The sequence below is a fragment of the Pseudomonas sp. S06B 330 genome, from assembly GCF_002845275.2.
Taxonomy (GTDB): domain Bacteria; phylum Pseudomonadota; class Gammaproteobacteria; order Pseudomonadales; family Pseudomonadaceae; genus Aquipseudomonas.
This window is the reverse complement of record NZ_CP088149.1, coordinates 2,013,511-2,025,340: the sequence shown is the minus strand read 5'-3', so window position 1 is coordinate 2,025,340 and position 11,830 is coordinate 2,013,511. Positions and strand designations below refer to the sequence as shown.

Annotated in this window: 7 protein-coding genes; 1 reads left to right on the top strand and 6 read right to left on the bottom strand. The window is 60.4% G+C overall.

All coding sequences use genetic code 11. The features are described from left to right. The first annotated feature begins 163 nt into the window (after positions 1–163). Positions 164–2,764: a bifunctional aconitate hydratase 2/2-methylisocitrate dehydratase gene (gene acnB / locus CX511_RS09370; RefSeq protein WP_177409697.1), complete on the top strand. Its 2,601-nt coding sequence runs from the start codon at positions 164–166 to the stop codon at positions 2,762–2,764. A 462-nt stretch (positions 2,765–3,226) separates the two neighbouring features. Here acnB and prpD read toward each other — a convergent pair whose 3' ends face one another. The 6 genes from prpD to CX511_RS09340 form a co-directional block, all read right to left on the bottom strand. Beyond that, positions 3,227–4,711, bottom strand: a complete 1,485-nt coding sequence (gene prpD, locus CX511_RS09365; protein WP_101293247.1) for a 2-methylcitrate dehydratase — start codon at positions 4,709–4,711, stop codon at positions 3,227–3,229. A 52-nt stretch (positions 4,712–4,763) separates the two neighbouring features. Continuing rightward, on the bottom strand, positions 4,764–5,954 hold the full coding sequence (gene prpF, locus CX511_RS09360; protein WP_101293248.1) for a 2-methylaconitate cis-trans isomerase PrpF: 1,191 nt from the start codon (positions 5,952–5,954) through the stop codon (positions 4,764–4,766). An 81-nt stretch (positions 5,955–6,035) separates the two neighbouring features. Further along, positions 6,036–8,624 (bottom strand): Fe/S-dependent 2-methylisocitrate dehydratase AcnD, encoded by a 2,589-nt coding sequence (gene acnD / locus CX511_RS09355; RefSeq protein WP_101293249.1) that lies wholly within the window; start codon positions 8,622–8,624, stop codon positions 6,036–6,038. A 121-nt stretch (positions 8,625–8,745) separates the two neighbouring features. Then, a complete protein-coding gene (gene prpC / locus CX511_RS09350) occupies positions 8,746–9,873 on the bottom strand; it encodes a bifunctional 2-methylcitrate synthase/citrate synthase (RefSeq protein ID WP_045189899.1) in 1,128 nt (375 codons plus the stop codon). A 78-nt stretch (positions 9,874–9,951) separates the two neighbouring features. Further along, positions 9,952–10,842: a methylisocitrate lyase gene (gene prpB / locus CX511_RS09345; protein WP_045189897.1), complete on the bottom strand. Its 891-nt coding sequence runs from the start codon at positions 10,840–10,842 to the stop codon at positions 9,952–9,954. Beyond that, positions 10,839–11,549 carry a GntR family transcriptional regulator gene (locus CX511_RS09340; protein WP_045189895.1) on the bottom strand — a complete coding sequence of 237 codons (711 nt, stop codon included), beginning with the start codon at positions 11,547–11,549 and terminating at the stop codon, positions 10,839–10,841. Before CX511_RS09340 ends, prpB begins: the two co-directional genes overlap by 4 nt. Positions 11,550–11,830 lie beyond the last annotated feature (281 nt).

Below are 11,830 nucleotides of genomic sequence, written 5' to 3'. Positions count from 1 at the left end.
ATCAGCCTCCGTTCTACAGGCGTAAAACTTTGAAAGCAGCTTCTGTAAGGATTTCCTCCAACCCTGGCTACGCGGCCCAAGAAGCCGTATTGCGCACGGGTGCTGGAATTTCTGGATGAGCGTCCCGGACACCCATTTGGGACCACTGATGAGGGTAATAACTGTGCTTGAAGCCTACCGCAAACACATCGAAGAGCGTGCCGCCCAGGGTATCGTGCCCCAGCCGCTTAACGCCGAACAAACCGCAGGCCTGGTCGAGCTGCTGAAGACCCCCCCTGCTGGCGAAGAAGCAGTCCTCGTCGACCTGATCACCAACCGCGTTCCACCAGGAGTGGACGAAGCCGCCTACGTCAAGGCCGGTTTCCTCTCTGCTATCGCCAAAGGCGAAGCCACTTCCCCGCTGATCGACAAAAAGCGTGCCGTCGAGCTGCTGGGCACCATGCAGGGCGGCTACAACATCGCCACCATGGTCGAGCTGCTGGACGACGCTGAACTGGCCGCCGTTGCCGCCGAACAACTCAAGCACACCCTGCTGATGTTCGACGCCTTCCACGACGTCGCCGAAAAAGCCAAGGCGGGCAATGTCCACGCCAAAGCCGTACTGGAATCCTGGGCCGCCGGTGAGTGGTTCACCAGCAAGCCAGCCATTGCTGACAAGTACAGCCTGACCGTGTTCAAGGTCCCTGGCGAAACCAACACCGACGACCTGTCCCCTGCCCCGGACGCCTGGTCGCGCCCTGACATCCCGCTGCACGCCCTGGCCATGCTGAAAATGGCCCGTGACGGCATCGTGCCTGAGCAGCAAGGCGCCATTGGCCCGCTCAAGCAGATCGAAGAAGTCAAAGCCAAAGGCTTCCCGGTTGCCTACGTCGGTGACGTGGTCGGTACCGGTTCTTCGCGTAAATCCGCGACCAACTCGGTGCTGTGGTTCTTCGGCGACGACATCCCGTACGTACCGAACAAGCGCGCTGGCGGTTTCTGCTTCGGCTCGAAAATCGCCCCGATCTTCTACAACACCATGGAAGACGCCGGCGCCCTGCCGATCGAGTTCGACGTGTCGAACCTGAACATGGGCGACGTCATTGACGTTTACCCGCACGCTGGCAAAGTCTGCAAGCACGGTACCGACGAAGTCATCACCACCTTCGAACTGAAGACCCCGGTGCTGCTCGACGAAGTCCGCGCTGGCGGCCGTATCCCGCTGATCGTTGGCCGTGGCCTGACCGACAAGGCTCGTACCGAGCTGGGTCTGCCGGTTTCCGAGCTGTTCAAAAAGCCTGAGCAGCCTGTCGACACCGGCAAAGGCTACACCCTGGCACAGAAGATGGTCGGCAAGGCCTGCGGCGTGACTGGCGTTCGTCCAGGCACCTACTGCGAGCCGAAGATGACCACCGTCGGTTCTCAGGACACCACCGGTCCTATGACCCGTGACGAGCTGAAAGACCTGGCGTGCCTAGGCTTCTCTGCTGACCTGGTCATGCAGTCGTTCTGCCACACCGCCGCCTATCCAAAGCCAATCGACGTCAACACCCACCACACCCTGCCGGATTTCATCCGCACCCGTGGCGGCGTGTCCCTGCGTCCAGGCGACGGCATCATCCACAGCTGGCTGAACCGCATGCTGCTGCCGGACACCGTCGGTACCGGTGGTGACTCGCACACCCGCTTCCCGATCGGCATCTCCTTCCCGGCCGGTTCCGGTCTGGTCGCCTTCGCCGCTGCCACTGGCGTCATGCCGCTGGACATGCCGGAGTCGGTACTGGTGCGTTTCAAGGGCAAACTGCAACCCGGCATCACCCTGCGTGACCTGGTACATGCCATCCCCTACTACGGCATCAAGAACGGCCTGCTGACCGTCGAGAAGAAAGGCAAGATCAACGCCTTCTCCGGCCGCATCCTGGAAATCGAAGGCCTGGACGAGCTGACTGTCGAGCAAGCGTTCGAACTGTCTGACGCCTCGGCTGAGCGTTCGGCTGCCGGCTGCACCATCAAGCTGCCAGAAAAAGCCGTTGCCGAGTACCTGAAGTCGAACATCACCCTGCTGCGCTGGATGATCAGCGAAGGCTACGGCGATGCCCGCACCATGGAACGTCGCGCTCAAGCGATGGAAGCCTGGTTGGCCAACCCAGTGCTGCTGGAAGCCGACAAGGACGCCGAGTACGCCGAGATCATCGAAATCGACCTGGCCGACGTCAAAGAGCCTGTGCTCTGCGCGCCGAACGACCCGGACGACGCGCGTCTGCTGTCGACCGTTCAGGGCGAGAAGATCGACGAAGTGTTCATCGGTTCGTGCATGACCAACATCGGTCACTTCCGCGCTGCCGGCAAGCTGCTGGACAAGGTCAAGGGCTCGATCCCAACCCGTCTGTGGCTGTCGCCGCCAACCAAGATGGATGCTCACCAGCTGACCGAAGAAGGCTACTACGGCATCTACGGCAAAGCTGGCGCACGCATGGAAATGCCAGGCTGCTCGCTGTGCATGGGTAACCAGGCACGCGTCGCGGCGAACTCGACGGTTGTGTCGACTTCGACCCGTAACTTCCCGAACCGTCTGGGTGATGGCGCCAACGTCTACCTGGCCTCTGCCGAGCTGGCTGCTGTTGCCTCGATCCTGGGCAAACTGCCAACCGTCGAAGAGTACATGGAGTACGCGAAGAACATCGACAGCATGGCTGCCGACGTTTACCGCTACCTGAGCTTCGACCAGATCGCCGAGTTCCGTGAAGCTGCTGCCAACGCCAAGATTCCGGTTGTGCAAGCGTAAGCTGACTTAGCGTGAAAAAAGCCCCGCCACTTCGGCGGGGTTTTTTTATTGTTCTTCACGCGTTCTCTTCGATTGTGGGAGCCGGCCTTGCCGGCGATGGTATCAATGCAGTGTCAATTGCTGCGCGGTGTCCGCATCGCTGGCAAGACCAGCTCCCACAAGAGCAGTGCAACACCTCGTAATGCACTGCACTACTCTTGATCTTCATACGCGCAAGTTCAGGCGCCGCAGACTGCGACCTCAGGAAGCAGAAGCGTAGGGCCGTATGCAGGAGCGAGCGATTTTGCCTACTTTTCCCAAGAAAAAAGTAGGCCGCCGCAAGGGCAGAAGGGGCCGGCAGCATCGCCACATTGAATGGATAAGCCCCCAAGCCCAAGAGCATCTCCCCCGACAATCCGTGAAGAGCCTTTTTATTGGACCTGCTTTGCAAGCCATCACTGGCAAGGCCAGCGATCAGCCCCTTCAGATCACAAACAACGCCACAAACCGATGCACCGCCATCGCTTCCAGCGCCGCCTGATCCCTGCACAAGGCAAAAATCTCGTTCACCCGTTGCGCGGCAAAGCGCGTCGCCAGGTTGGCCTTGAACTTCTCCTCCAGCAACGGAATACCCTCGGCGCGACGCCGCCGATGACCAATCGGGTACTCCACCACCACTTGTTCAGTGCTGGATCCATCATTGAAAAAAACCTGTACGGCATTGGCGATCGAACGCTTGTCCGCTTCCAGGTACTCCCGGGTGAAACGCGGCTCTTCGACAATCTCCATCTTCTCGCGCAAACGATCAATGATCGGGTGGGCAGCATGAAACTCATCCTCATACTGCTCGGCGACCAAATTGCCGAAGACCAGCGGCACCGCAGTCATGTACTGGATGCAATGATCACGATCGGCGGCGTTAGCCAACGTGCCGACTTTGGAGATGATGCGGATCGCTGACTCATGGGTGGTGATGACGATCCGCTCGATTTCATGCAGGCGATTGCGCACCTGTGGATGCAAGGTGACGGCTGCTTCACAGGCGGTCTGAGCATGAAACTCGGCGGGGAAGCTGATCTTGAACAGCACATGCTCCATCACGTAGCTAGCCAATGGCTGGGAAAGACTGAAGGCGCGCTGGTTGTCGGGCTTGAGTGCCAAGTCCTTGTTGGTATGGCTGAACAGCACATCGTAGAAGCCCCATTGCGGTGCAGTAAGCACCCCAGGAACGCCCATCTCGCCACGCAAGGCGATGTCCGCCAGACGCACACCACGGCTGGTGGCATCACCTGCCGCCCAGGATTTGCGCGAGCCGGCATTCGGTGCATGACGATAAGTACGCAGCGCCTGGCCGTCGACAAAGGCATGAGACAATGCAGACAGCAGCTGCTCTCGGTTGGCACCCATGAGCTTGGCGCACACCGCTGTAGACGCGACCTTGACCAGTAGCACATGGTCCAGGCCAACACGATTGAAGGAATTCTCCAGGGCGATCACCCCCTGGATTTCGTGGGCCATGACCATGGCCTCAAGCACTGTGCGCATGCTCAAGGCTGGCTCTCCATTGGCCACACGTTTTTGCGAAAGATGATCGGCCACGGCAAGGATGCCACCGAGGTTATCCGAGGGGTGCCCCCATTCGGCGGCCAGCCAGGTGTCGTTGTAGTCGAGCCAACGGATGGTACAACCGATGTCCCAGGCAGCCTTGACCGGGTCCAGGCAGTAGCTGGTGCCCGGCACTCTTGCGCCATGTGGCACCACCGTGCCTTGCACCAGCGGCCCCAAGTGCTTGGTGCACTCAGGGAAGCGCAATGCCAGCAGGCCGCAACCCAGCGTGTCCATCAGGCAGTTGCGCGCCGTGTCCAGCGCCTCTGCGGACCCGACCTGATAGCTGAGGACATAGTCAGCGATGTCCTGCAGTACCCGGTCGTAGTCGGGACGGTTGTTCAGATCAACGTTGGCACTCATTTCACATCTCTCTGTTGACGTAGGTAAACAGGGAGCCAAGCGCCGCTAGGGGTTAGAAGGCATCACCGGGCACCCGCACCCAGCCCTCCATCAGCACCCGAGCGCTACGGCTCATGATTGCTTTGGTAACCGTCCACTCACCGTTCACCTGACGCGCCTCGGCGCCAACGCGCAGGGTGCCCGAGGGGTGACCGAAACGTACGGCACTACGCTCACCACCACCGGCAGCAAGGTTGACCAGGGTGCCTGGGACTGCCGCAGCAGTGCCGATCGCTACCGCTGCCGTTCCCATCATGGCGTGGTGCAACTTGCCCATGGACAACGCGCGCACCAACAGGTCGACGTCGCTTGCTGCCACGGTTTTACCGCTGGACGACTGATACGCCGTCGGCGATGCGACAAAGGCGACTTTCGGCGTGTGCTGGCGCTTGGCGGCTTCATCGATGTGCGTGATCAAGCCCATGCGTACAGCACCGTAGGCACGAATGGTCTCGAACCGGGCCAGGGCCTCTGGGTCACTGTTGATCGCGTCCTGCAGCTCAGCACCGGTATAACCGATGGCTTCAGCCTGGATAAAAATGGTCGGGATCCCGGCATTGATCAGGGTCGCCTTGAGCGTACCGACACCAGGCACTTCCAGGTCATCGATCAAGTTACCGGTGGGGAACATCGAACCGCCCTCGCCGTCTTCGTCGGCGGCCGGGTCGATGAATTCAAGCTGCACTTCGGCAGCCGGGAAGGTCACACCGTCCAGCTCAAAGTCACCGGTCTCTTGCACTTCACCGTTTGTGATCGGCACGTGAGCGATGATGGTCTTACCGATGTTGGCCTGCCAGATACGCACGACGGCAACACCGTTTTGTGGCACGCGACTGCTGTCGACCAGGCCAGCACTGATGGCGAACGAACCGACCGCTGCCGAGAGGTTGCCGCAGTTACCGCTCCAGTCGACGAAGGCCTTGTCGATTGAGACCTGACCGAACAGGTAGTCAACGTCGTGCTCGGCCTTGCTGCTGCGCGAGAGAATCACCGTCTTGCTGGTACTGGAGGTGGCACCGCCCATGCCGTCGATTTGCTTGCCATATGGGTCGGGGCTGCCGATGACGCGCAGCAGCAGTGCGTCGCGGGCAGCGCCCGGGACCTGGGCGCGCTCAGGCAGGTCGTCGAGGCGAAAAAACACGCCTTTGCTGGTGCCGCCACGGATGTAGGTGGCCGGAATTCTGAACTGCGGTACGTGAGCCATGGGAATCTTGTCCTGTGAAAAACACACACTAAGCACTGACACCAAGCCTGTGGGAGCGGACTCCCACAGGTTGGGGCTACCTCAGACTGTCGCCGACTCGAGGAAGTCCTGGGCAAAGCGCTGCAACACCCCACCCGCTTCGTAGATCGACACTTCTTCGGCGGTATCCAGGCGGCAGGTCACCGGCACTTCGACGCGCTCGCCATTGTGGCGGGTGATCACCAGAGTCAGGGTCGCCCGCGGGGTACGCTGGCCGACCACGTCGAAGGTCTCGGTGCCGTCGATGTCCAGGGTGTGACGGTTGACGCCCGGCTTGAATTCCAGTGGCAATACGCCCATCCCTACCAGGTTGGTGCGGTGGATACGCTCAAAACCTTCAGCGACGATGGCTTCGACACCCGCCAGACGTACGCCTTTGGCCGCCCAGTCACGAGACGAACCCTGGCCATAGTCGGCACCGGCAACGATGATCAGTGGCTGCTTGCGCTCCATGTAGGTTTCGATGGCTTCCCACATACGGGTAACCTTGCCTTCCGGCTCGATTCGCGCCAGTGACCCCTGCTTGACCTTGCCGTTTTCCCGGACCATCTCGTTGAACAGCTTCGGGTTGGCGAAGGTCGCGCGCTGGGCGGTCAGGTGATCACCACGGTGGGTCGCATAGGAGTTGAAGTCCTCCTCCGGCAAGCCCATTTTCGCCAGGTATTCACCGGCAGCGCTGTCGAGCATGATCGCGTTCGACGGTGACAGGTGGTCGGTGGTGATGTTGTCCGGCAGTACGGCCAATGGGCGCATGCCCTTGAGCGTGCGTTCGCCGGCCAAGGCGCCTTCCCAGTACGGCGGACGACGGATGTAGGTGCTCATCTCACGCCAATCGTACAGCGGATCAACCTTGGGACCGGTGTCCTCTTCAATGGCGAACATCGGGATGTAGACCTGCCGGAACTGCTCTGGTTTGACCGCTGCCTTGACCACGGCGTCGATTTCCTCGTCGCTCGGCCAGATATCTTTCAAGCGAATTTCCTTGCCGTCGACCACACCCAGAACATCCTTCTCGATGTCGAAACGGATGGTCCCGGCAATGGCATAGGCCACCACCAGCGGCGGCGAAGCCAGGAATGCCTGTTTGGCATAAGGGTGGATACGGCCGTCGAAGTTGCGGTTACCCGAGAGCACCGCGGTGGCGTACAGGTCGCGATCGATGATTTCCTGCTGGATCACTGGGTCCAGCGCACCGGACATGCCGTTGCAGGTGGTGCAGGCAAAGGCGACGATACCGAAGCCAAGCTGCTCCAGCTCATCGTCCAGACCGGCTTCTTTCAGGTACAAGGCAACAGTCTTGGAGCCCGGCGCCAGCGAGGATTTCACCCAAGGTTTGCGGGCCAGGCCCAGCTTGTTGGCGTTGCGTGCCAACAGGCCGGCGGCGATCACGTTACGCGGGTTGCTGGTGTTGGTGCAGCTGGTGATAGCTGCGATGATCACAGCACCATCCGGCATTTGCCCGGGTACTTCATCCCACTGACCGGCAATGCCTTTGCTGGCCAGGTCACTCGTAGCGACACGGGCGTGTGGGTTGGACGGGCCGGCCATGTTGCGGACGACGCTGGACAGGTCAAAGCGCAGCACCCGCTCGTAGTCAGCGTTGGCCAGGCTGTCAGACCACAGGCCGGCAACCTTGGCATAGGTTTCCACCAGCTTGACCTGCTGGTCTTCACGGCCGGTGAGCTTGAGGTAATCAATGGTCTGCTGGTCGATGGAGAACATTGCGGCAGTAGCACCATACTCCGGCGCCATGTTGGAGATGGTTGCGCGGTCACCCAGCGTCAGGGCACGAGCACCTTCACCGTAGAATTCGAGGTAGGCGCCGACGACCTTTTCCTTACGCAGGAACTCGGTCAGGGCCAGCACTACGTCAGTGGCGGTAATGCCCGGCTGCGGCTTGCCGGACAGTTCAACGCCGACGATCTCCGGCAGACGCATCCACGAGGCACGGCCAAGCATTACGTTCTCGGCTTCCAGGCCGCCAACACCAATGGCGATCACGCCCAGGGCATCAACATGCGGGGTGTGGCTGTCGGTACCGACGCAGGTATCGGGATAGGCCACGCCACGCTCGGCATGGATTACCGGCGACATCTTCTCCAGGTTGATCTGGTGCATGATGCCGTTGCCAGGCTGGATCACATCGACGTTCTTGAACGCCTTCTTGGTCCAGTTGATGAAATGGAAGCGGTCTTCGTTACGACGGTCTTCGATGGCACGGTTCTTCTCGAATGCCTGCGGGTCGAAACCACCGCATTCGACCGCCAGCGAGTGGTCGACAATCAGTTGTACCGGCACCACAGGGTTGACCTGGGCCGGGTCACCACCGCCTTCGGCGATGGCGTCACGCAGACCCGCGAGGTCGACCAGCGCGGTCTGACCGAGGATGTCGTGGCAGACCACTCGCGCCGGGAACCAGGGGAAGTCGAGGTCACGCTTACGCTCGATCAGCTGGCTCAGCGACGCATTAAGGGTCGCAGGATCGCAGCGACGCACCAGGTTTTCAGCCAGCACACGGGAGGTATAGGGCAGACGGTCGTAGGCGCCGGGCTTGATCGCGTCGACAGCCGCACGAGCGTCGAAATAATCCAGGTCAGTGCCCGGCAGGTTCTTGCGAAATTCAGTATTCATGGCACAGGGACTCAATCACGGTAAGGTCGGCGGCTCAGCAGACAACCCGGAACCCTGTGGGCGCTGGCATTGCCAGCCCCCACAACACAAAGGCTCCTGGGTTACCCCATCAAAGCCAGGCTCAGCGTTGTTCGATTGGCACGAACTTGCGCTGCTCAACGCCGGTGTACTCGGCGCTCGGACGGATGATGCGGTTGTTGGCACGCTGTTCGAACACATGGGCTGCCCAGCCAGTCAGGCGCGAGCAGACAAAGATCGGGGTGAACAGCTTGGTTGGAATGCCCATGAAGTGATACGCCGAGGCATGGTAGAAGTCGGCGTTAGGGAACAGCTTCTTCTGCTCCCACATGGTCTTGTCGATGGCTTCGGATACCGGGTACAGCACGGTGTCACCGACTTCGTCGGCGAGCTTCTTCGACCAGCCCTTGATCACTTCGTTACGTGGGTCGGACTCTTTGTAGATGGCATGACCAAAGCCCATGATCTTGTCTTTGCGCTCAAGCATCGCCAAGGTGCCATTGATGGCTTCCTGCGGGGTCTTGAACAGCTCGATCATTTCCATTGCTGCTTCGTTGGCACCGCCGTGCAGCGGGCCACGCAGCGAACCGATGGCAGCGGTGACGCAGGAGTACAGGTCCGACAGCGTCGAAGCGCACACCCGGGCAGTAAAGGTCGAGGCGTTGAACTCGTGCTCGGCGTAAAGGATCAGCGACACGTTCATCACTTTGACGTGCAGCTCGCTCGGCTTCTTGCCGTGCAACAGGTGCAGGAAATGGCCGCCAATGGTGTCTTCATCACTGGTGCAGTTGATGCGCACACCGTGATGGCTGAAGCGGTACCAGTAGCACATGATCGCCGGGAACATCGCCAGCAGACGGTCAGTCTTGTCGTGCTGCAGGTCGAAGCTCAGCTCCGGCTCCAGGGTGCCGAGTACCGAGCAACCGGTACGCATCACATCCATCGGATGGGCGGTGCCCGGAATGCGCTCGAGCACTTCTTTCAAGGCTTGCGGTACGTCGCGCAGGGTTTTGAGCTTGCCTTTGTATTCGGCCAGCTGGGCGGCACTTGGCAGCTCACCATAGAGCAGCAGGTACGCGACTTCTTCGAATTCGGCATGTTCGGCCAGTTCACGAACATCGTAGCCACGGTAGGTTAGACCTGCACCGGCCTGGCCCACGGTCGACAGTGCAGTTTGCCCGGCCACTTGACCACGCAGGCCGGCACCACTGAGTACTTTTGCTTCGGCCATGTTTCTCTCCAATCTTGAATTTATTATGGAATATCTGGCTAATCGCGGGCCAAGCCCGCGCTTACACGGTAATGGGGATCAACCCTTCTTTTGCGCAAACAGGGCGTCGAGACTTTGCTCGAACGCGTGGTAGTTGATGGCATCGTACAGCTCCATACGAGTCTGCATGGTGTCGATAACGTTCTTCTGCGTGCCGTCGCGGCGCAGCGCGGTGTAAACATTCTCGGCCGCCTTGTTCATGGCGCGGAACGCTGACAGCGGGTACAGCACCAGCGAGACATCGACCGAGGCCAGCTCTTCGGTGGTGTACAGCGGGGTAGCACCGAATTCGGTGATGTTGGCCAGGATCGGCGCCTTGATGCGGTCAGCGAAGGTCTTGTACATGGCCAGTTCGGTGATGGCTTCCGGGAAAACCATGTCGGCACCGGCTTCGATGCACGCAGCAGCACGATCCAGGGCCGCTTCCAGGCCTTCGACGGCCAGGGCGTCAGTACGCGCCATGATCACAAAGCTGTCGTCGGTACGCGCATCCACGGCCGCCTTGATGCGATCGACCATCTCCTGCTGGGAAACGATTTCTTTGTTCGGGCGATGGCCGCAGCGCTTGGCGCCGACCTGGTCTTCGATGTGGATCGCAGCAGCGCCAAACTTGATCATCGACTTGACAGTACGGGCGACGTTGAATGCCGAAGAACCAAAGCCGGTGTCGACATCGACCAGCAGCGGCAGGTCGCAAACATCGGTGATCCGCCGTACGTCGGTGAGCACGTCATCCAGCCCGGTGATACCCAGGTCCGGCAGGCCCAGGGAGCCGGCCGCGACGCCGCCACCCGACAGGTAGATAGCCTTGAAACCGGCACGCTTGGCCAGCAGTGCATGGTTGGCATTGATCGCACCGACAACCTGCAGCGGGTGCTCGGCGGCGACTGCATCGCGAAAGCGCTGGCCGGGACTGCTTTTCTGACTCATGACTCACCTCGTGGGCTGGTAGCGTCGAGATAGTGACGCTCAATATTGCGTTTGGAGGCGCCGATGTGACGGCGCATCAAGAGCTCGGCCAGTTCGCCGTCACGGTCGGCGATGGCATCGAGAATCCGGTGGTGTTCGGCGAACGCCTGGCGTGGCCGATTGGGCGTAGCGGAAAACTGGATGCGGTACATGCGCACCAGCTGATACAGCTCGCCGCAGAGCATCTGCACCAGGGTGCGATTACCGCTGCCCTGGATGATCCGGTAATGGAAGTCGTAGTCGCCCTCCTGCTGGTAGTAACCCAGGCCGGCCTGGAAGGTGGCATCACGCTCGTGGGTGTCGAGCACCCGACGTAGCTCATCGATCTCGGCTACGCTCATGCGTTCGGCAGCCAGACGACAGGCCATGCCTTCCAGAGACTCACGGATCTCGTACAGCTCGATCAACTCCGCATGACTCAGCGACACCACCCGCGCACCGACGTGCGGCACGCGCACTAGCAGACGCTGGCCTTCCAGGCGGTGGATCGCCTCACGCAGCGGCCCACGGCTGATGCCGTAGGTACGCGCCAGCTCAGGCTCGGAGATTTTGCTGCCAGGGGCGATCTCGCCCTTGACGATGGCTGCCTGGATACGCCGGAAGACGTTTTCCGAGAGGGTTTCGGAATCCTCTGCTATCGCGCCGGGGGCTTGGGCTGTGTCCAGCATATTGTCGACACCTTAGAAATCAATGACGCCAAAACTAGCCAAATCAGCAAGCATAGTCAAAGACAAATTCAATATTGTCGACAATCGTCTAATAACGAACTTCACCGGCCCCGGCGTTGTCTGAGTGCAGCGCGCTGGCGCCAGCACACCAGCGTGATAGAATGCCGCGCCCCACACAGGGCATGAATAGTGTGTTTGTCATCCGTATGTGGTGATGACAGATAAACGAGGAAGCTTGCGCAGTACTGCCAGTGGCCTTGACCCGAACATCGCACAGCACC

Coding starts and splice junctions, on each gene's coding strand:
- acnD (WP_101293249.1), bottom strand. CDS start 8,624: ATGAATACTGAATTTCGCAAGAACCTGCCGGGCACTGACCTGGATTAT.
- prpF (WP_101293248.1), bottom strand. CDS start 5,954: ATGGCTCACGTACCGCAGTTCAGAATTCCGGCCACCTACATCCGTGGC.
- CX511_RS09340 (WP_045189895.1), bottom strand. CDS start 11,549: ATGCTGGACACAGCCCAAGCCCCCGGCGCGATAGCAGAGGATTCCGAA.
- prpB (WP_045189897.1), bottom strand. CDS start 10,842: ATGAGTCAGAAAAGCAGTCCCGGCCAGCGCTTTCGCGATGCAGTCGCC.
- prpD (WP_101293247.1), bottom strand. CDS start 4,711: ATGAGTGCCAACGTTGATCTGAACAACCGTCCCGACTACGACCGGGTA.
- prpC (WP_045189899.1), bottom strand. CDS start 9,873: ATGGCCGAAGCAAAAGTACTCAGTGGTGCCGGCCTGCGTGGTCAAGTG.